Source organism: Paenibacillus sp. FSL H8-0548, assembly GCF_038630985.1.
GTDB lineage: Bacteria > Bacillota > Bacilli > Paenibacillales > Paenibacillaceae > Pristimantibacillus.
Genome location: NZ_CP152049.1, coordinates 4105315 through 4124415 on the forward strand (window position 1 = coordinate 4105315; position 19101 = coordinate 4124415).

Annotated in this window: 24 protein-coding genes; 3 read left to right on the plus strand and 21 right to left on the minus strand. The window is 42.9% G+C overall.

Annotated elements, in window-relative coordinates; genetic code table 11:
* Window positions 1–15: 15 nt before the first annotated feature.
* The 6 genes from bshA to MHI37_RS17545 form a co-directional block, all read right to left on the minus strand.
* On the minus strand, window positions 16–1179 hold the full coding sequence (gene bshA / locus MHI37_RS17520) for an N-acetyl-alpha-D-glucosaminyl L-malate synthase BshA (protein ID WP_076336965.1): 1164 nt from the start codon (window positions 1177–1179) through the stop codon (window positions 16–18).
* Window positions 1180–1242: 63 nt separating this feature from the next.
* Complete coding sequence (gene bshB1, locus MHI37_RS17525) at window positions 1243–1938, minus strand: bacillithiol biosynthesis deacetylase BshB1 (RefSeq protein WP_076336966.1); 696 nt, start codon at window positions 1936–1938, stop codon at window positions 1243–1245.
* Window positions 1935–2357: a methylglyoxal synthase gene (gene mgsA, locus MHI37_RS17530; protein ID WP_179090212.1), complete on the minus strand. Its 423-nt coding sequence runs from the start codon at window positions 2355–2357 to the stop codon at window positions 1935–1937. The genes bshB1 and mgsA overlap by 4 nt, the downstream gene beginning before the upstream one ends.
* 32 nt (window positions 2358–2389) lie before the next feature.
* Window positions 2390–3196, minus strand: a complete 807-nt coding sequence (dapB, locus tag MHI37_RS17535) for a 4-hydroxy-tetrahydrodipicolinate reductase (protein WP_076336967.1) — start codon at window positions 3194–3196, stop codon at window positions 2390–2392.
* Between the two features lie 5 nt (window positions 3197–3201).
* On the minus strand, window positions 3202–3747 hold the full coding sequence (locus tag MHI37_RS17540) for a tetratricopeptide repeat protein (protein WP_076336968.1): 546 nt from the start codon (window positions 3745–3747) through the stop codon (window positions 3202–3204).
* Window positions 3748–3801: 54 nt separating this feature from the next.
* Window positions 3802–4137: a nucleotide pyrophosphohydrolase gene (locus tag MHI37_RS17545; protein ID WP_076336969.1), complete on the minus strand. Its 336-nt coding sequence runs from the start codon at window positions 4135–4137 to the stop codon at window positions 3802–3804.
* A gap of 184 nt (window positions 4138–4321) precedes the next feature.
* On the opposite strand from MHI37_RS17545, the gene MHI37_RS17550 reads away from it, so the two are divergent.
* Window positions 4322–5185 carry a YitT family protein gene (locus MHI37_RS17550; RefSeq protein ID WP_076336970.1) on the plus strand — a complete coding sequence of 288 codons (864 nt, stop codon included), beginning with the start codon at window positions 4322–4324 and terminating at the stop codon, window positions 5183–5185.
* Between the two features lie 5 nt (window positions 5186–5190).
* Here MHI37_RS17550 and MHI37_RS17555 read toward each other — a convergent pair whose 3' ends face one another.
* The 13 genes from MHI37_RS17555 to MHI37_RS17615 all read right to left on the minus strand — a co-directional run bounded on the left by MHI37_RS17555 (window position 5191) and on the right by MHI37_RS17615 (window position 15833).
* Complete coding sequence (locus tag MHI37_RS17555; RefSeq protein ID WP_342556494.1) at window positions 5191–6060, minus strand: sporulation protein YpjB; 870 nt, start codon at window positions 6058–6060, stop codon at window positions 5191–5193.
* 42 nt (window positions 6061–6102) lie between these two features.
* Window positions 6103–6732, minus strand: coding sequence for a DUF1405 domain-containing protein (locus MHI37_RS17560; protein ID WP_076336972.1), 630 nt, complete (start codon window positions 6730–6732; stop codon window positions 6103–6105).
* Between the two features lie 119 nt (window positions 6733–6851).
* Entirely contained in the window at window positions 6852–7721 is an 870-nt protein-coding gene (locus MHI37_RS17565; protein ID WP_076336973.1) for a menaquinol-cytochrome c reductase cytochrome b/c subunit, read from the minus strand.
* An 18-nt stretch (window positions 7722–7739) separates the two neighbouring features.
* A complete protein-coding gene (locus tag MHI37_RS17570; protein WP_076336974.1) occupies window positions 7740–8411 on the minus strand; it encodes a cytochrome b6 in 672 nt (223 codons plus the stop codon).
* 16 nt (window positions 8412–8427) lie between these two features.
* The gene (locus tag MHI37_RS17575) at window positions 8428–8961 is read right to left on the minus strand and encodes a ubiquinol-cytochrome c reductase iron-sulfur subunit (protein ID WP_076336975.1); all 534 of its coding nucleotides are present in this window, start codon (window positions 8959–8961) and stop codon (window positions 8428–8430) included.
* Between the two features lie 241 nt (window positions 8962–9202).
* Window positions 9203–9625, minus strand: a complete 423-nt coding sequence (locus tag MHI37_RS17580) for a DUF2487 family protein (RefSeq protein ID WP_076336976.1) — start codon at window positions 9623–9625, stop codon at window positions 9203–9205.
* A gap of 194 nt (window positions 9626–9819) precedes the next feature.
* A complete protein-coding gene (locus MHI37_RS17585; RefSeq protein WP_076336977.1) occupies window positions 9820–10002 on the minus strand; it encodes an IDEAL domain-containing protein in 183 nt (60 codons plus the stop codon).
* 22 nt (window positions 10003–10024) lie between these two features.
* A complete protein-coding gene (locus MHI37_RS17590; protein ID WP_076336978.1) occupies window positions 10025–10531 on the minus strand; it encodes a gamma carbonic anhydrase family protein in 507 nt (168 codons plus the stop codon).
* A 104-nt stretch (window positions 10532–10635) separates the two neighbouring features.
* The gene (locus tag MHI37_RS17595; protein ID WP_076336979.1) at window positions 10636–11811 is read right to left on the minus strand and encodes a hypothetical protein; all 1176 of its coding nucleotides are present in this window, start codon (window positions 11809–11811) and stop codon (window positions 10636–10638) included.
* A 194-nt stretch (window positions 11812–12005) separates the two neighbouring features.
* On the minus strand, window positions 12006–12584 hold the full coding sequence (locus tag MHI37_RS17600; RefSeq protein WP_076336980.1) for a histidine phosphatase family protein: 579 nt from the start codon (window positions 12582–12584) through the stop codon (window positions 12006–12008).
* Between the two features lie 71 nt (window positions 12585–12655).
* The gene (locus MHI37_RS17605; protein ID WP_076336981.1) at window positions 12656–13258 is read right to left on the minus strand and encodes a zf-HC2 domain-containing protein; all 603 of its coding nucleotides are present in this window, start codon (window positions 13256–13258) and stop codon (window positions 12656–12658) included.
* A complete protein-coding gene (locus MHI37_RS17610; protein ID WP_076336982.1) occupies window positions 13255–13851 on the minus strand; it encodes a sigma-70 family RNA polymerase sigma factor in 597 nt (198 codons plus the stop codon). The genes MHI37_RS17605 and MHI37_RS17610 overlap by 4 nt, the downstream gene beginning before the upstream one ends.
* Before the next feature lie 461 nt (window positions 13852–14312).
* The gene (locus MHI37_RS17615; protein ID WP_076336983.1) at window positions 14313–15833 is read right to left on the minus strand and encodes a methyl-accepting chemotaxis protein; all 1521 of its coding nucleotides are present in this window, start codon (window positions 15831–15833) and stop codon (window positions 14313–14315) included.
* Between the two features lie 293 nt (window positions 15834–16126).
* Between MHI37_RS17615 and MHI37_RS17620 the strand changes: the two genes are divergently transcribed.
* Together MHI37_RS17620 and MHI37_RS17625 are read left to right on the plus strand one after the other, a co-directional pair.
* Window positions 16127–16471, plus strand: a complete 345-nt coding sequence (locus tag MHI37_RS17620) for an AMP-dependent synthetase and ligase (protein WP_076336984.1) — start codon at window positions 16127–16129, stop codon at window positions 16469–16471.
* A gap of 52 nt (window positions 16472–16523) precedes the next feature.
* A complete protein-coding gene (locus tag MHI37_RS17625) occupies window positions 16524–17378 on the plus strand; it encodes a manganese catalase family protein (protein ID WP_076336985.1) in 855 nt (284 codons plus the stop codon).
* A gap of 104 nt (window positions 17379–17482) precedes the next feature.
* On the opposite strand, the gene MHI37_RS17630 is transcribed toward MHI37_RS17625, so the two are convergent.
* Window positions 17483–18325 carry a radical SAM protein gene (locus MHI37_RS17630; protein ID WP_076336986.1) on the minus strand — a complete coding sequence of 281 codons (843 nt, stop codon included), beginning with the start codon at window positions 18323–18325 and terminating at the stop codon, window positions 17483–17485.
* A gap of 156 nt (window positions 18326–18481) precedes the next feature.
* On the minus strand, window positions 18482–19078 hold the full coding sequence (locus MHI37_RS17635) for a DinB family protein (protein WP_083676263.1): 597 nt from the start codon (window positions 19076–19078) through the stop codon (window positions 18482–18484).
* Window positions 19079–19101 lie beyond the last annotated feature (23 nt).

Consider the following 19101-nt stretch of genomic DNA (forward strand, 5'->3'; position numbering starts at 1 on the left):
AACTCCTATTATCTCTTATTCACTACACACAGCAATCGGCAAATCAGCCTCAATGCCAAGCACACGATAATAAATGTTCTCATATTCCGTTGTAATGACATCATTACAAAATTCATTTCTCGCTCTAAAAATACAAGCTTCTTTAAACTGGGCATGCAGCTTCTCATCGAGCAGCAGCCGCTCAACATTTCTTGACATGTCTTCAACATCCCCAATTGGAGATAAGAAGCCCGTTTCTCCATGCGTGATGAGCTCTGGAATTCCTCCGGCATTAGAGCCGATTGTAGGAACACCGCAGGCCATCGCTTCTAGGGCGACTAAACCAAAGCTCTCTTTCTCAGACGGAAGCAGCAGCACATCTGCCATAGAAATCACTTGCGCCACATCGTCTTGCTTGCCTAAGAAATGTACTCGGTCCTCAAGACCTAGCTTGCGGATCATACATTGAATTTTCGTTAGCTCTGGACCCTCGCCGACAAGCAGCAGCTTGGAAGGAATCTTATCCGCTATTCGAGCGAAAATATCAACGACATCGCTAACTCGCTTAACAGGACGGAAATTGGAAATATGCATTAAAATCTTCTCGTTCGGTTCAGCATAATCCGATCTCAGAGATTCGGCATCACGTGGATAATATATCCGTTTATCTACAAAATTGTAGGTTAGATCAATTGGTGTCGTAATATCCAGCAGCTGCCTAGTTTCATTAATCAAATCTTTTGAAACTGCTGTTACAGCGTCGCTTTGATGAATAGCCAAACGTATTAAATCTTTCAAGGATTCGTCTTGAGCAAGAACAGTAATATCCGTACCATGAAGCGTTGTCACCGTTTTCAGGCCATTGCCGTTCATTTGCTTTGCCAAATATGCGCATACAGCATGCGGAATAGCATAATGCACATGCAGAAGATCAAGCTGCTGCATCTTCGCTACTTGAGCCATTTTGCTTGCTAACGCTAAATCATAAGGCGGGTACCGAAAGACGTAATAATCATTAACCTCGACCTCATGGTAAAATATATTTTTGTTAAACTGGCCTAAACGAAATGGAATACTGTGTGTTATAAAATGAATTTCATGGCCGCGTTCAGCTAGCAGCTTTCCTAGCTCAGTAGCAACGACACCTGATCCTCCCAAGGTTGGGTAGCAGGTAATGCCAATCTTTAATTTTCTAGCCAATGATGTCGCGCCTCCTGTGTTTATGACCTATTAATAATGTATTACACAAGAGCTGTACGCATTTCAAAATAATTGTACAGCGTGAGGGCTCTTTACAGCAAAGCCCTCAGCAAATGCCCAGCCTCTTGCTTGTCCAAGCAGCGAATCCCGCGCTTCCACACGTTCCACATAACGATTGGTTAAAGGAGTAGCTACCTGATCAGCACCGGCAGCTGCATCGAATTGCGAACGATAGGCAAGAAGTGCATTTCGCTTTGTTTCTTGAAAATCACTGATGTCTACAACCAACGAAACTTCAGCTGTATCATTAATATAATAATAAACGAGCTGTGGCATTTGAACCGCAGGCAGCTCCGGCATATACCGGCGAAGCTTTGCGTTAAACACAGCCTCCTCAATTAATCGACTTGCAGCCACATGATCAGGATGCCGATCTACCCAATAGGGAGCGAATACAATTCGAGGCTTATATGTACGTATTTCAGCTACAATTCGATCTATTTGCATTCTAGTCGGCGCAAGTCCACGGTCGGGCAATCCTAGATTTGATCGCATCATTAGACCAAGAACCTTGGATGCCTCAGCTGCCTCCTGCTTGCGCAGCTCAACCGTACCGTTGGAAGACATTTCTGCTTCCGTCAAATCGCACACGCCAACCTTGTAGCCCGCCTGAGCATGCTTCGCAATTGTTCCACCCATTCCAATCTCGGCATCATCAGCATGAGCGCCAAAAACAAGAATATCTAGCGTATCCATCATTCTGGAACACCTGGTTTATATTTATGGACAAGCTCACGCCACGCAAAATCTCCGCGTTCAAGCGCTTTAACTAATAATTCAGCAGTTGCCACATTTGTAGCTACTGGAATACCTTGAACATCGCAAAGGCGAAGCAAGGCAATAATATCCGGCTCATGAGGCTGCGCCATGAGAGGATCACGCAAAAAGATAATAAGATCCATCTCATTTTGAGCTACTAATGCGCCGATCTGTTGGTCTCCACCTAGCGGTCCAGACATAAAACGGTGAATTGACAAGTTTGTCTGTTCCATAATACGACTTCCTGTTGTACCAGTAGAGTACAATTTATGCGGTACAAATACTTTCTCATAAGCGATAACAAAATTAACGATTTCCTCTTTTTTGCGATCATGTGCGATAAATGCAATGTTCAACATGACAATCCCCTCTCTCTTGCTGCCAAATAAATCTACTCCATAATATGTTCGAAGCCGTATATTAAACCACTGTAAGTCATTATCTTATTCACTGCAACATTCACGCCTGGCATGTATCCTGCACGATCATAGGAATCGTGACGAATTTTGAGCGTTTGACCGTTGCCGCCAAACACGACCTCTTGCTGAGCAAACACACCCGGCAGCCTAACACTATGTATACGAAAACCGTTATAATATCCGCCGCGTGCGCCCTCAATAACTTCTTCCTCGTTTGGGTTGCCTTGTCTCAGCTCTTTGCGTGCTTCAGAGATAAGCTCAGCGGTTTTGATCGATGTGCCTGATGGTGCATCCAGCTTCTGATCTCCATGATATTCAATGATTTCGACATGAGGCAAATATTTGGCAGCCTCAGCGGCAAATTTCATCATCAAAATTGCACCGATGGAGAAGTTAGGAGCAATCAAGCCGCCAATTCCTTTCTCTTGGCAAAGCTCGTCCAGCTCCTCGATTTGTTCAGGCGTGAATCCTGTTGTCCCCATAATGGGGCGAACACCATATTGTATAGAAAGCTTCGCATTGTTATAAGCGGCTTGCGGCACCGTGAAATCAACGAGCACGTCCGCTTTTGTACCGCTAAGTGCTTCCTCAAGTGAAGCACTGGCCAAAACGCCCGTATTGGGTTTCCCTGCAAATACGCCTGCATCTACGGGACCCGCCGAAGGAGCGACGGCAGCAACCAATTGAAGCGTCTCATCCTCCAGCACCATTTTCACGACCTCGCGTCCCATTCTTCCACTTGCTCCCGCTACTGCCACACGAATTTTTTGTGTTGTCATGCTATTCACCTGTTCCTTTTTCTTTTTCTTGCATTTATTCGCATATGCAGCATGCGTCTTTTGCGATTAACGTCAGCAAACAGCGTTCTTACTGCTGAATGGCTGGGGTCAAGCCGCATCGCTTCACGCGCGTTTTTAGTTGCCTTATCATATTGTCCTCTCGAAGCATATAAGACACCGAGTGTGTAATAAGCTTCAAAACATAGCGGATCAAGCGCTGATGCTCTCTCAAGCAGCTCAACCGCCTCATTGAGCTTTGGCGGTATCTTTGCAAGCAAGAGGTCCGCCTCTGCAAAGAGCAGCTTCGCTTCAATGGTCTGCAAATGATAACTGTATTCTGCATGCTCGGGGTCTAATTCAACCGCTGTCTCAGCAAGCTGCTTCGCTTTCAGCCATTTACCGCTGCGTGCGCAAGAAACAGCACAGATATGATAATAAAATGCATTTTCGGGATCAGCCTCTATTGCTTGCTCGAACCAATATATCGCTTGCTCAAAGTCGCTGTTTAAAATATATTCGTAAGCTTTTTTGATGCAGCTCTCGCCATCCATCCGCCCATCCTCCTTGTACACAGGTTGATGGTACAGCATATGTTAGGAGCTTGTTTACAGTTCGGTATTTTTCTTCGTCCAACGATTCGCATCGCGAATCGCAAACTTATGCATAACCTTATTGTGTGCTTCCGTTAAATCAATATTAAGTGAATTAGCGAAGCATGAAAGGATAAATAAAATATCGCCTAGCTCCATTTCAACGGTATTTTCCGCTTCATCGGCTTTTTTTGGTTTTTCCCCGTAAAAATGGTTTACTTCGCGGGCAAGCTCACCGACTTCCTCTGACATTCTAGCCATCAGGGCAAGCGGACTGAAATAGCCTTCTTTGAATTGTGATATGTAATCATCTACTTCTCGCTGAATATCTGTCAATGTTTTTTCCGACATCGGTACATTTCCTTTCTGACGGTAGCTATACCTCCCTATGTTAACGTAAAGCAGTATTTAAAATCAATGTTTTTTGATTCATCAAATTTAGCCATACTACTCCTAAGTAAATGTTTTCAAATCACGTATTGCATATGCTGAAATACAGGTCGTCATTTTCCACAAAAAAAAGGAGTGCAGTAAAATGTCAAAAATAATAAGACAAATACGAATGGTTATTCCTATTTTGCTCGGCACTGCGATCTACGCTTTTGGTCTGCAATACTTCGTCATCCCTAACCAACTGATGGAGGGTGGCGTTACAGGCATATCCGTATTGCTTAATTATGCAGCGGGCATACCGCTTTCTATCTCCACATTAGTTCTGAATATTCCATTATTTCTCCTCGGCCTTAAGACGCTTGGCCGCGGCCAAATGATGTATACGCTTGTCGGAATTGTCTCCTTGTCAGCATTCCTAGCACTAATTGAACAGCTTATTAACCGAAAATGGCTCATTCCCTTTGCCAGCTCACATGACTATATGCTGGCCGCCTTATATGCAGGAGTAACATTAGGAACAGGACTTGGCATCGTATTCCGCTTTGGTGGTACCACGGGAGGCGTTGATATTATTGCCCGAATTATATCAAGGTCAAAGGGCATGAGTATGGGACAAATTATTTTGAGCTTGGATGCCGTCATTATCGGAATATCGTTATTTTATATTTCAATTGAGAAGGTGCTCTACACATTAGTTGTCGTATTTATCGCTTCGAAGCTGATCGATTTCATTCAAGACGGCGCTTATGCAGCCAAAGCCTTCTCCATCATATCTGAGCATGGTGAAGCCATATCACAGAAAATCACACTAGAGCTAGAACGAGGAGTTACCCTGATACCAGCAAAGGGCGCATTCTCAGGACAGCAAAAAGAGATCGTCTATTGCGTCGTTCAGAGGCAGGAAATTCGCCGTCTGAAAATGATCATTCGCAATATCGATCCCCGTGCTTTTATTGTTATCAATGAAGTACAAGATGTTCTAGGAGAAGGCTTCAAGGAAGAATAACCGAATTACGGAAGTGGTTTTACACCAAACGGATTTAACTTATACTTTCGCCATCCCGAATACGTTAGGATAGCTGAAATAAAAGCTCCCAAGAAAAGTGTCCAGCTCAGTGGATTTGATGTCGAAGCAATCGCTGTCGTTGGCAGCACTTCAGCTCGTCCACTTTTATCGTACATATGAACAATCGATTCCTTTAATGCAATAATTGAACGGTCGATCATAGCGTCATTCGTCGTATTTGACCTACTAGCTTCCAATAGTCGATTCGTATAGCTTATTCTCTCTACTACTTCTGCCCCATGCATGCTGCCATATAACAGATTCATCGCCGGCTCAACACGCTTCATATGTGCCTCCAAGCTATTCATCGACGCCCGTGCAGCAATCGCACCGTCACCCGTTTGGCGCTTCCACGCCTTCTCTACTCGCGACAGGTCATCCTGCATGATGCTCTCATATTGCAGAAGAAGTGCATGCTCTGGTCGCACGAGCGCATCTGCAGCCAATCGAATACGTGCAGCCTGAAGCAGCCACTCCGAGCTCATCTGGCTGTTTACCAGCGCACGCTCAATAGACCTTGCATCCTGTTCCATAGCGATCCAGCCCTCTTTGTGTCCTGAAGCTCTTCGAAGCTCTACTGTCATCATACGCTGCAACTGTTGAACCTGCTGGAAGCCTGCTTGACGATTATTCGTATAAGCTGCTTCATATAAAGAGCCAGCGATCTCATCCAATCGCTGGAGCTGTTTATCTGAGCTTGCTGACAATAGGCTGGCGTATAGAACGTTTGAATTGTAGTTCCCCCAAACGGATCCGACAAAACTAATCGACATGACGGTACATATGACGAATGGAACTATTATGCGCATCCTCATGGACATCCCCCCATAGATCAATCTATGAGGGGATGTCCAGTGCTATGCCTTCTTTCTAAAACGCCATACTAGTAAAGCAGCGCATAGACTAAAGATAGACAAGCCATATGTAAACATTCTTACAGCTGATATATCATCATGAAGCTCTCGAGGAAGATAAGGATACACACCATACGCGTAATCTACCGTATCATTGAGAAGCAGCCAGCCTGTTGCCACCGCCAATGCAATCCAGCCAGCCTTCATAAACCGGAAAAAAAGGAGCGCTTCAAACGCCATTCCTAAATGAGAAGCCATAAGCATGTAGTCCTGCCAATTCAGCTCACCGCCCTGCCAAGCTCCCGCTACGATCATCGATACTGCCCAAATGCCATATTTAACCGAGCATACGACAGCTAATCCTTCAATCGCATATTGTAGAATTCTCGAAATACCGTAAGAGCGCTGAAGCGGAAATAATAAATAAAGGAGGGCTACCGTAAAAAACAAGCTGGCCGTTGGAGAATCCGGCACAAAAACAAGCTGCCAAAGCGCATGCTCATTAAAGGTTTCGATTAATTGACCTTCATACCATATGTATCCATAGATTGTTCCTCCAAGATTAACTAGAAAAAGCAGCCACAAAAACGAACGGCTGAGTAAAAATTCACGGCTCCAAAAAAAGGCGAGCATGCTGAACCACTTCTCCTTCGAAAAACTTAAAATGTTCATGGTACAAGGTGAAACTTATTATTTTCCTATATTTCAAAAAAAACCTGACCGTGTAATACGATCAGGTTTTTCTCGAATAGTTATTCCGAAACAGCTTTTTGCTTAGACAACCATGTTGAAAGCTCATCGATTTCTTCAGCAGACAAAGAATCTTTAAATGGAGGCATGTTATTGCGGCCATTTGTAATTACATCAACAAGCTGTTCTTTCGATAGTATATCGCCAACGCCAACCAAGCTAGGGTATGAAGCCTGACCCTTCAAATCAGCTGCGTGACAACTAATGCATTTTGCCTGAACAGCAATATCCATTGCTGGATCATTGGCATCCACAAGTGAAGCTTCAACCGTTGGTTTCGTATAGTTTGGACGCTCTTGACCAGCTAATGCAGCCTCACGTGCTTTGTCAGCACGCTCATGATGCTCCGGTACTTGTCCGTTAATTTCCAACTGATGCTGGTAATGATCCCATGACACAACGGTCAAGTATATACAAGCAATAAGCGTTAGACCCATTAATGATGATGCAATTGGACGGCGGTAGAAGCGACGCTCCTTACCAGTATCCAAAAACGGTGCAAGCAGCAATGCGCCGAACATTATACCCGGAATACCAACCGTACCTAGCAAGATGTAGTCTTGTGAAACGTACGGATATTTCAAAAATTGATACAGGAACAAGAAGTACCAGTCCGGCATCGGTATGAAAGCAGCATTCGTTGGATCTGCTGGATAACCAAGCGGTGCTGGCTCAGCAATAACCCATACTAGAAAACCGACCAACACAACACAGCCTACCATCCATTCCTTCAGTAGGAAGTTCGGAATAAACGCTTCCGATTTACCTGGGAAAGAAGTATAGTCTGGCGGGATGTTCGGATGGTTGCTTTTCTTAACACGCGAGTCGCCTACATAGACAACCTTCTCGTTCGAATTATGACCATGCGCCATAAGTAAGCCTCCCTTCGCTTAAAGTGGTCCCGAAATACCTTGTTTCCGAATCATGATAAAGTGCGCAGCCAACATTGCAATCAGAGCGCCAGGCAAGAAGAACACATGGATCGCAAAGAAACGAGTCAGCGTTTGCGCGCCTACGATATCGCCCCCATAAAGGAATGAAGCGATATATGGTCCGATTACCGGAACGGATTCAGCAATTTGGACACCAACTTTTGTTGCGTAGTATGCTTTGTTATCCCAAGGAAGCAGGTAGCCTGTGAAACCTAGGCCTAACATAATAAAGAAGATCAGCATTCCGACAACCCAGTTCATTTCCCTCGGTGCTTTGTAAGAACCAGTAAAAAACACTCGTAAGGTATGTAGGAACATCATTACAATAACTAAGCTTGCCCCAAAATGGTGCATGCCTCGAACAATTTGTCCGAATGCTACTTTGTGCTGCAGGTAATCAACGCTTGCATAAGCGTTAATAATGTCAGGAACATAATACATTGTCAGGAACATACCGGATAAGATTTGAATAACTGTGATAAAAAACGTCAAGCCGCCGAAACAATAAACGAATGCAGAGAAATGGTGTGCCGGGTTAACGTGCTCAGGCACCTCGTGGTCAGCCACATCTCTCCATAGCGGCGTAATGTCAAGACGTTCGTCGATCCAGTTGTATACACTTTTAAACATCTGCAATACGCCCTCCTTAACTCGTTCTTGTATTCGGCATTACTGGACCCAAGTATACGAATCCATCCTCAAGCTTCACTTCGTATTCATCCAATGGATTTGGGGAAACCGTTATGTTTTTCCCGTCTTTCGAGTAGCGCGCGTCATGACAAGGACAATCGTACTCGTTTTGGCCTTTCGTGTTCCAGCCAATGGTACAGCCCAAGTGCTTACAAATGGGTGAAAGCGCAAAAATATTACCGTTTGCATCCTTCGAAATCCAAGCTGCAAGCTCTGGATCACTCACGTACCAACCATCGATCTGATGAATTTTAAATTTAAATTCTTGCGGCTCGTTCGTAATTTTGCTCTCTTCCACAACTTTTACGTAAGTGCCCTCACCCTTCTTCACTAAGAGCGGGTCCACTGCGAAACGAACCATTGGCAATACCGCGCCACCCATCATAAATGCAGTTGTGCCACCAAGCGTATATGACAAAAATTGACGCCGGGACATTTCTTTGCGCTGAACCGGTCGATGCGCGGTCTCGTGTTGTTCATGGTTACTCATCTTCTGTTCTAACCCCCTTTGCCAACCATATCTCGCGTCTTGCCGCAGGGCAAAAACACATGACGAACTAGGACATAACTTATAATAGCCTAGGTGCCTATGAGCGTCAAGAATATGGCTTCATATTTGCACGGTTATCAAAATCCCGTTCAATAATTTGTTATTATTTTGTCACATTTGACCTTGTCTGCCATTTGTTTTCCCCAAATTCTGATATTATTATACGACAAATTCAAGAAATTCATGTAGCTTGTCCGCTCCATAATGTGCGAATTCGTTCTGATACGACTGCTTGGAGCGGCAGCACGCCATCCTCATCAGGTTTAAACCACAAATCAATCGATGGACTTTCGAAAGTGAAATCCCCATTAGCTGTTACGACTATAATGTAACGAAAGCCTGATTGCTTCATTGAAGAGCACCATCGTTCTACTTGCCCCGATATTTGTTCGGGCTTATCTACATAATGCCAAGCAGGATAGGTGACAACGCGTCCTTTGAACGGAATTTCTATTAAATCCATAATATCTCGCAGCTGCTCCAGCCATTTCGTCGCCTCATAAGGCTCTATTGACTCTGTCATTCCTGTTACAGGCAGCAAGCAGGTGTCCAAATAGGGGCTAAGCTCCTCCCATTTTTCCTTCGAAATTTCACTAAACTTCATTCTCTTATCTTCACTCCTTAACTAAAACGCAGTACTTGCCAACATCGCTGCTTCTATGTTAACTCCAAATTTGATAATTGCCAATTGTTATAATAAGAAAAAAAGCTTCCCTATCCACAAAACGAACCTACTCGTCCGCCATTGTGAGGAAAGCTTTTTGTGCCTAAGCATTGTATTATACTGATCAAGCTACTCTATTTTTTTAAGGCATTTAGCTGTTTCGCAAGACGGTAAAACGTATCCTCGTCACCTGCGGCCAGTGCTTTGTCAATTCCGTCGTAGATTCGAGAGGTTTGAAATTTTAATACCGCATCGTCCAGTACAAATTCTGCGGCTAAACCTAGCATCGCTTCATACGTTACTTTCATTTTGTCCATAGGATACACCTCCAAACCGGCGTTAAGAGATCCTATATTCTACTCCCTTAGTCACATAGCTTTCCATCGTTTTTCTCATACGCAATAAATCCTCATCTGTAAGCTCTCTTACGACTTTAGCAGGTGAACCGATAGATAGAGTATAGGATGGTATTTTTTTATTCTCTGTAACAATCGAACCGGCTCCTATTAAAGCATATTCACCAATGTCTGCGCCGTTAAGTACGATTGCCCCCATTCCAATTAATGTGCCTCTGCCTAGGGTACAGCCGTGTATAATTGCGGCATGCCCAATCGACACCTCATCAGCTAAAATTAAAGGCTGATTGCTATTCAAATGACCCACGACTCCATCTTGAACGTTACAGCTGTGTCCAATTTGTATGGGAGCAAGATCGCCGCGCAAAACCGCATTAAACCACACGCTGCTTTTCTCAGCGATCGTTACATCGCCAATAATTTTTGCTCCCTCTGCTATGTAAACATCTTCGTGAATTTTGGGCATGACGCCCTTGTATGGAATCAACAAATATTATCCACTCCCTCTGCTTGATTAAATGTAGTTAGAACACAATATAGTATCTTTATATCCTAACTTATATTTAATCTTACACCAAGAGCGGTGCAAAAAAGCTAATGCAGCGTTACCGTTCCCTGCTCTTCTATGTTGATGCCCGATACAACGGCGGTTCCCGCTTTTGTCATCTTGACGACAGCTCCGTGAATCGGATGCTCGCCCAGCCGCAGCAATCCTAGATGTACCATCATCGTCATAATGCGCTGCTCTAAAATCGTATTTGCGTCGTCGTAATAATAGGGCTTTATGAAAGGAACCAGTACCGCTCTAAGCGATTCAACTGTAACCCACTCTACGGCGAGTGCATTCATCCAATGAACGAGAGACAGCAGGTTCGTAACAGGACCCTTATAAAGCTTCAGCCAAAACCGATAAATCTGACCTGCTTCTCCGGATGGTCTAGCATGGATGCGCTCCTCGCCAGCTCCAGTTAAGGTCAGGATCGTTTGTGTCTCGATTATATATTTCGAATAGTAACAATAATCGTAGATAAACGACATTCGATCAGGATATTGGTTGAAATGTCGGCCATAGCCGAAGCGCCAAGCTCCTTTCGCAGGAAGCTCCTCTGGAACGCCAAACTGATCAAACAACTGCAGCATGAACCGTTTGTACATTGAGCCGTCGGCTGTCAGCTGAATTTCATTGTGATGGCAATAATGAAGGAGATGCGTGATGTCATCATGGATTAGCATTTGCTCATCTCGATAAACCGGCGGCTCATCCGTATACTGCAGCTCAGCTGCAAATCTTCTTGCCAGTGTAGCACGAAAGCGTGCTTTCAAATCGTTCGGCACCTGGAACAAATACCTGCTCGGTCCACTAAAGCCGTTGAACAACCAGCCATGATGCTTGAATTTGGCTATCATTTCACGAGGGGTAAGTGTTTTCTCGGCTTCATCTGATTTTTTTTTCGATTTTCTTTTCTTCTGGGGGGGATCCGGAACTTCTTTGACCGCTGCGTCCCCGAATCTGCTTTGCTGCACTCTGGCAAGCAAATCCTCCAAGCTAAAAGAGCTTTGAGATTCAAACAGAAGTGAGTTTAAAAACCGCAGGTCCTCCAGCTTCATGCTGCTAATTTGTGCTTCAAAGACATCATTTCGACTTACGGTTGAGAGAATCGATTGAATCAAATCGTTTTTGGAATGTCCATTGCACTCGCAACGGTAAACGTCTGCAATTCTGCTAAGCTGTTGTATATCTGCGTAGCCGAGCATATCCGATAAATTCATAGTTCTCTCCCTTCTGCAGTGACCGCTTATAGCTGCTAAACGGTTCGCCTCGTAAGCTTGCTGTGCAATAGATGAGTGTCAGTTGTTATCATTATGGGAAGATCTTTGCTGTTTTATAACCTAAATTCAATCCATTTCCATAAAAAAAAGAGCCTCCCTTCAGAAACGCGAAGGATAGACTCTCACAAGCATCTTTATATGCTCAAATGTTTGGTGCAGTTATATAGCTGCGGATGCCATTTCTCATCACGAAGCTCCAATATCGTGTAGGAGAGATTTGCAATATGCTCATCCTGCAGCTGCATGCATATCTCATTGAGCAATTGTGCTAGAAAGCTGCCATGAGACACAACTAGCAAATTGCGTGATGGATATTCATGCTGCCACTCTTGAAGTGCATTCAGACCTCTAGCTCTAACGTCCCCACTAGGCTCTACGCCCGCTGCAGACTCTTTCCATTCCTTGCCCCAGCGCTCGTGCCTCTCTTGCTCAGTAGTCCCTTCAACCTCGCCAAAGTACCGCTCTCGCAAACGAGAGTCACCGTCTAATAAGGTAATATTTAGCTTCTCTGCGATAATGAGAGCCGTGGCATGAGCCCGTTTAAGATCACTTGATATTACAGCATCCCAAATAGGTGCTTCATTACTCAGCCGATTTGCTAATGCAATCGCTTGTTTTATTCCTTCTTCATTCAACGGGATATCGGTTTGTCCTTGAATTTTCCCTTCAGCGTTCCAATCTGTCTTTCCGTGTCTCACGAATCCAATCAACAAACAACATCCAGCTCCTTTTTAATTAATGTAAACAACAAAAGCTCCCTAAGGAGCTTAATTGAACAGCATTATTAGCTCCTCGTTCTAGAGAGCCAGTTCAAAATAAGTAGTGTCATAATCATACCAAGCAATGACAAAGCAACATAATACTGAGGAAATGCTGGCATTACCTTCAAAACGAAAGGATCACTAATGCTGGCAACAGGAATCTCTGCAAAAAATCCAGCCGTTACAATTCCGTCTCCTGATGCATTTACTGTATCCATCAAACCGCTTAGCTCAGCAATTTCAGCCTTAGTAACCCCACCCTGATGATCGAATACGAATACAAAAAACGCACTTGCAAACATGGCCATGCACGCTGCAACGATGATTGCAATATTACGGCGAAACGATTTGGAAAAATGATAGCTTTTGTTCGGAACAGGCATGAGCCAGGATTGTTCAGCATAGATGCGATCCATTACATTCCTGTTCACATGATCGGTTAGAGCTAAATTGTCGTCTTCCTCCGAAAGAAAACGAATCATATCCTCGCTCTCTTCCCACAGCTGGAATTGCTCCGCACACTCTGTGCATTCCAGCAAATGTTGATCAATAGCAGCCCGATCCTCATCAGTCTCAGATAAATCCCAATATTCGCCGAATTTTTCTTGCGCATCGTTGCAATTCATCTCGTATTCATCCCTTCGTATTCTTCCATCAGCGGCGTTTGTCCGAAATATGGCTCCAGCTGCGTTTTAACGCTTGCTCTTGCTCGGAAAAGCAGTGATTTCACAGAACTGACCGTCTGTCCTAAAATATTCGCAATTTCTTGATAGTCCAGCTGGTCATATTCCCGAAGAATAAGCGCTGAGCGTTGTTTCTCTGGCAAATTGTTGATCGCCTCTCGAACCATTGCCATTCTTTCCTTCCGGAGCACTTGCTGCTCTGGCACTGCATCTAGCGAAGCTACAGGCTCATAATCCGATTCATCGAGTGATATATGAGCTGATTTTTGCTTGCGAAGCTCACTAAGTACTGTATTCCGAGCAATGGTATATAGCCATGTTGAAAAAGAAGCATCCAGCTCCCGGAAAGAATGGAGGCTGCGGTATGCTTTATAAAAGGTTTCGGAACACAAATCCTCAGCCATCAGCTCCAGCTTTGCGCTCTTTAACATATGATAGATAAATGCTAATATTTTTCTTTGATAGCGCCGCATTAGCTCGGAGTAGAGCTCGACATTGCCATCCTTTATCTCACGTATTAATTGGGAATCAGTCATGACAGGCGAACCTCCTCCACCTGCGGATTATTCCCGGACGGTCATATTACATTGTACCGGTCGGGGAACGAAAAGTTGCGGTCTTTATCATAATAATTTCAAAAAATACGGATATACATATTATTCGTGCTGCATATTCAAATTCCTGCCTCTTTCGACAAAAGGATAAGATATGAAATTTTTACAATTGAAGAGTTCAAGAGCATAAAAAACCAGTCTCGGTAACAACTGGCTTCACTATGTACATGACTTTAAGTTATATGAGCAAATGATAACGACTATTCTATTCCTGATTCAAGCGATGATTTATTTTGCTGAAAAACATGGAGAAACGCTTCCACTACGCCGGGATCAAAGTGGAAACCTTTTTATCTTTTGATTTCTGCAATACTCATTATCATAATCCACAAGCTATTAATTTTCCAGCCTCAATATATCGACCGAATATCCGAACCCATTAGTTAGGCAGAAAATTGTTGTTGTAATAATGAAGTTAATTGATTTAATTGTTCGATTTCTTGATCAACCTTTTGAGAAGATTGAATTTGTGATTTAGAGATAACCATCAGCTGCTTCATCGATGCTATTCCTTGTTCAATGACAGCTGAGATTTGAACCATTTCCTTAGAAACCCCGTTGGAGTCTTCATTAATAGTCACAAGTAATTGATTCATGGCCAATATAAATTTTGACAGCTCATGAATCGTTAGCTTTACTTGATCAAATTCGTTTGCAAAAGCCTCCACATACTCCAATGATTGCTGCACGATCACTTGTTCATCTTCGATTTGACTTGCCGTTATCTCGCTCCCCGAGCCAATGGCTGACATTATCTCACGGATCTCTTTGGCAGCACTGCTTGTTTGATTTGCAAGCTTTCTTATCTCACCTGCTACGACTGCGAATCCTTTGCCATACTCACCTGCTCTTGCTGCTTCAATGGAAGCATTTAATGCGAGCAAATTAGTTTGATTAGCTACCTGCTCAATTTTCCCAACCATTTTCTCTGCCTGTTCGGAAGACCGCTTCAAATCATACATCGTCTCCGCAACATTGCTTACAGAATGCGAAATTGCATGCATATATTGCTTTAATAAATCCAGCTTTAGATGGCTTGCAACGATGGACTGCTCTGTCACAACCGTGTTGCTGCTCATTGTTTCCGCATTTATATGTACGGTTTGAATAGCCGAGTTAATATTATGAAGCTTATCCTCCATCTGCTCCAATGAGAGCGCTTGGTCACCAAGACCTCCCGTTACTTCTTCAAATGCAAATCCCATTTCCTTGTTGCTCTGCACGTTTAGAACAGATGATCCAGAAACGACAGTAGAGGTAGTGAATATTTGATTAGTTAAGGACTCCACATCCACTAATACAGCCAGCAGCTGATCGTCTTTGCTCTTTTTTTCAGCTTCAAGCCGTTTCGTAATTTCCAGCTTAGATTTAATTTGCCATATCGTTGCAGTTGAGGTCAATATTAAAAAGCTTGCATGAATAACAACCATCCGGAACAAATAGCTGTCCGTACCGAATACGAGTTCTGGAAAAAAGAAGTAACCGCCTAAATGCTGCACAGCAAATAATATCGTCATTAGAATAACCAACTGAATATTTTCATAATAAGCTATCACAGCGATAACCATAAATATAGAAAAATGAAATTCTACGCTTCCGCCGCTTCCGCTTATAATGGAGAAACTGGAAAAAGTTAAAGTCAGCGTGTTCAGCACTGGAATATTAACTTGCTCTTTATTTCTGAAATAGAAGATTGCAGCAACGGTCAGCGTTATTATCGGCAATAAGAACAGAACAATTTGTCCCACTTGAATTTGTCCGTTCATTTCGTACCCTATACCGTGCATCCCTGCTGCAGCATGATGAAACGGATCAATCGTCTTCGTTAATAAAAATATTACTGCATTTAATAAAACGGCCGCGGCGGAAAACAACAGCATTAATCTATTTTTCTTGTCCTGCATAAATAAATATTCATCCTCCAATGTCCTTGTAAAATATTCTCATCAAAAAACGTTCAATTCATTATATTTCAATGTTTTGAAATTTTTTTGAAATCCCTCAAAAATGATCTCCCCACCGAGTGCTGATGACCTATCCCGATTTGTAGCTTCAGCAGTTCTCATTTTGTTGCAAAGTTGGGGACTATTTGACGTTTGCTTTATATTTAACGATTTTAAATTAATAGGTATATATTGCGAATACCGAGACAATATATACAAGTCAAATAACTCACAGAAAATTAGGAGGAATTACTATGAACCAATTTCAACCAAACAATCAAATTCCACAGCAACTGGCACATGCGGAACAACTTATACAACAATTGGTAAACCAAACGCAGCAAGCATCTGCTCAATACCAACAATTATTAAATCAGGAACTAAATAATGCTAAAGCTCTCGAACAAATTGCACAACGCGAACAGCAAGCAGCACAAATCATTCAAACAGCTTTACAAGGCCATCAAACGGCGATTCAGCAGTTACAGCAAATCTCCGGGATATGCAATCAAATTTCACATTCAGTTAACTCCCAAACCCAAGCATTCTCTAACATGAACAATCATCAATCACAAGGCTTTCAACCCTATTCTCATTAAGATTTGAATTTTTGGTATTTAAGTATAATGATTAAAGAAATGAGGTTAAGACTTGTACTTCTATAAAGAAGATTTAATTAATAATATTGTAGTTGATAAGCCTGACCCCGGCGCAGCCAAAGTATTGCAAGAAACACTTGGTGGCCAATTTGGTGAAATGCGAACCATGATGCAATATTTTTTTCAGAGCAGCAATTTCCGTGGGAATGCAACGCAGTATCGCGATTTAATTCGTGGAGTATTTCTTGAAGAAATCAGTCATGTTGAGCTCGTTCAGCATACCATTAACCAATTGCTCAATGAAGCAGGTGGCAATCAGCCTGGCAATTCTGGAATCGACTCCGCCCCTCTTGATGAAGCTATAAAGCATGCTAATCCGCATCATTTTATTATGGGTGCTAAAAGCTCGCTGCCAGTAGATGCTGGTGGCAATCCATGGTCAGGTAGTTATGTATATAGCCATGGAAACATAATTAGTGATTTACTTGATAACTTGGTACTAGAGTCAACGGGAGTACTTCAGAAGTCCCGAATTTATGAAATGAGTTCAAACAAAACATTTCGTGAAACTTTAGCCTTTCTCATCGTTCGTGACAATGCTCATCAAAATGCTTTCGCGAAAGCTCTTGAAACGCTTGGCGTAGAGTGGGGTAAACTATTTCCCGTACCGAATTATGATATTAACAAGTATCCAGAATGCCGCAAATATGTAGACTTGGGTTTTCATAATGCTCAGTTTAACTTCCGCTTGGATGATACACGGATCGGAGAAATATTCAACGGTCAATCACCAAGCAGAAATAAGGGGAATTTAGAAGTAACTGCACCTCCGGAGGGGTTCCCGATACCCTATCTACCAGAGATGCCAAATGAGCATAGTCCCGGGTTCTATGATATGAACGCGTAACACATAAACTCTCCTTCTCCAAATACTAATATAGAGTTTACAACTAAACCCTGCTGATTCAGCAGGGTTTAGTTTCTCCTACATAATTCACCTTATCATTCCTGTTATTTCTTGAAATTAGGGAAAGCTTCAGACTTTGAAACATGTATCATCTCTTGTGAAAATTGAGCCTTAAAGTACTTTTCAACACGGGCATGGATATCTCTGCTGTACCATTCGGACAACCCATTTGTTTCAAATACCTGTGGCATCCCCAGTCGCTCTGATCGCTTCCCCATTGAACCATCCCCAATATTGAGCGTATCGATCCAAATCCGATCTACAATACCTTTCAGTACATTGGGGAAATCACGAGTAAACGGAAGTACAGGTGAGATAGAAGCTTGTGTCGTTATTCCAGCTTCATGCAGCTCCCTTAATGCTTTTATCCGCAACTGGATTCCTGGTGCATACGGAGCAAATAACTGCTTCATATCCTCTCGATCCGTTTCGATCGTCATGGACACAAGCACTTCGCAATTTGTTTTCAGACGAACGAGCAGATCGAGATCCCTTGTAATGAGTGGGCTTCGTGTCTGAATTTGAAGCAGATCCGGCGGCCATTCGATCATCGCTTCTAAAATCTGCCGCGTAATTTCTGCCTTCCGCTCTATCGGCTGGTAAGGGTCCGTTGCCGAGGACATGAAGATATTTACTGGTTTATTTTTACGTCGGAGTTTAATCACTTCAGTCCTGTAGTTTTCCGCAGCGTTTGTTTTGATGTCCACCCATTCTCCCCAAGGTGTATCCTTGAATTTCTGAATCGGCATTTCTCTTACATAGCAATAGCGGCACGAGAACGCGCAGCCGCTATACGGGTTCAAGGAATGGGTAAATCCCATATCTAAATAGCCTTTTGCTTCGCTGAGAATATTTTTGGATACGATGTCTCTTATTTCAATTGCCATTAAAAATGCTCCTCCTCCCTTGGAAATTAGGGATTGAAAACTTGACCTTCCACCAGAGCTAATGAAGAAAACCATCATGACTCTTATGATTCCATCTCAATGCATTAAAATTCTTTTCTCTTCATTTTGATCGGAAGCAAGTGGAAGATAGGATCGTTATCCGTGAGGTTTTTGCTGAGGCTCCGCCAAGAGTGGAATATCAACGGAGTGATTTGAGCCACTCTTTATGTCCCGGGAATTTTCATTATACCACTTTCTAAGCAGATTAATATGAGCCTGATGATACCGGCTATGATCAGAGATATGCCATAATCCCCATCGAATGGTTGCTTGCTTTTCATTTTCATGACCAAATGTAACAACTGTATCTAGATCAGCATCTTTTATTTGTATACATGTATCTTTCAACATATTTAACACAACTTCATAGTTAGACATCAGTGTGTTCAAAGACTTGCCAGTGACCATTGGCAGCCTATTATTTGCATCTATCATAGGTCCATATTGTTCTTTATAATAATGAGGAAGTGGCTGTCCTTTCATTCTATAAACCCAATTGAGATCAACATACATGATATGTTTTATTAGCTGAGCGGTACTATTTAAGTTGTTATCGGGACCCTTATAATCTAATTCTTCTTGTGACATGCCTTCAGTGATTAATTGTAGTCGTTGACTATTTTCTTTCACAGCGGAAAACAAAATCCCCACAATTGGTGACATATTTTCTTCACCTTGTAAATCGTAAAACATCCTTGCTATTCCTCCTCCTTTTT

Coding starts and splice junctions, on each gene's coding strand:
- MHI37_RS17555 (WP_342556494.1), bottom strand. CDS start 6,060: ATGAGGATGCGCATAATAGTTCCATTCGTCATATGTACCGTCATGTCG.
- MHI37_RS17595 (WP_076336979.1), bottom strand. CDS start 11,811: ATGAATTTATCGGATATGCTCGGCTACGCAGATATACAACAGCTTAGC.
- MHI37_RS17580 (WP_076336976.1), bottom strand. CDS start 9,625: ATGAAGTTTAGTGAAATTTCGAAGGAAAAATGGGAGGAGCTTAGCCCC.
- MHI37_RS17620 (WP_076336984.1), top strand. CDS start 16,127: ATGAACCAATTTCAACCAAACAATCAAATTCCACAGCAACTGGCACAT.
- MHI37_RS17635 (WP_083676263.1), bottom strand. CDS start 19,078: ATGTTTTACGATTTACAAGGTGAAGAAAATATGTCACCAATTGTGGGG.
- MHI37_RS17605 (WP_076336981.1), bottom strand. CDS start 13,258: ATGAATTGCAACGATGCGCAAGAAAAATTCGGCGAATATTGGGATTTA.
- mgsA (WP_179090212.1), bottom strand. CDS start 2,357: ATGTTGAACATTGCATTTATCGCACATGATCGCAAAAAAGAGGAAATC.
- MHI37_RS17630 (WP_076336986.1), bottom strand. CDS start 18,325: ATGGCAATTGAAATAAGAGACATCGTATCCAAAAATATTCTCAGCGAA.
- MHI37_RS17570 (WP_076336974.1), bottom strand. CDS start 8,411: ATGTTTAAAAGTGTATACAACTGGATCGACGAACGTCTTGACATTACG.
- bshB1 (WP_076336966.1), bottom strand. CDS start 1,938: ATGATGGATACGCTAGATATTCTTGTTTTTGGCGCTCATGCTGATGAT.
- MHI37_RS17575 (WP_076336975.1), bottom strand. CDS start 8,961: ATGAGTAACCATGAACAACACGAGACCGCGCATCGACCGGTTCAGCGC.
- dapB (WP_076336967.1), bottom strand. CDS start 3,196: ATGACAACACAAAAAATTCGTGTGGCAGTAGCGGGAGCAAGTGGAAGA.
- MHI37_RS17545 (WP_076336969.1), bottom strand. CDS start 4,137: ATGTCGGAAAAAACATTGACAGATATTCAGCGAGAAGTAGATGATTAC.
- MHI37_RS17610 (WP_076336982.1), bottom strand. CDS start 13,851: ATGACTGATTCCCAATTAATACGTGAGATAAAGGATGGCAATGTCGAG.
- MHI37_RS17585 (WP_076336977.1), bottom strand. CDS start 10,002: ATGGACAAAATGAAAGTAACGTATGAAGCGATGCTAGGTTTAGCCGCA.
- MHI37_RS17560 (WP_076336972.1), bottom strand. CDS start 6,732: ATGCTCGCCTTTTTTTGGAGCCGTGAATTTTTACTCAGCCGTTCGTTT.
- MHI37_RS17550 (WP_076336970.1), top strand. CDS start 4,322: ATGTCAAAAATAATAAGACAAATACGAATGGTTATTCCTATTTTGCTC.
- MHI37_RS17540 (WP_076336968.1), bottom strand. CDS start 3,747: ATGGATGGCGAGAGCTGCATCAAAAAAGCTTACGAATATATTTTAAAC.
- MHI37_RS17565 (WP_076336973.1), bottom strand. CDS start 7,721: ATGGCGCATGGTCATAATTCGAACGAGAAGGTTGTCTATGTAGGCGAC.
- MHI37_RS17615 (WP_076336983.1), bottom strand. CDS start 15,833: ATGCAGGACAAGAAAAATAGATTAATGCTGTTGTTTTCCGCCGCGGCC.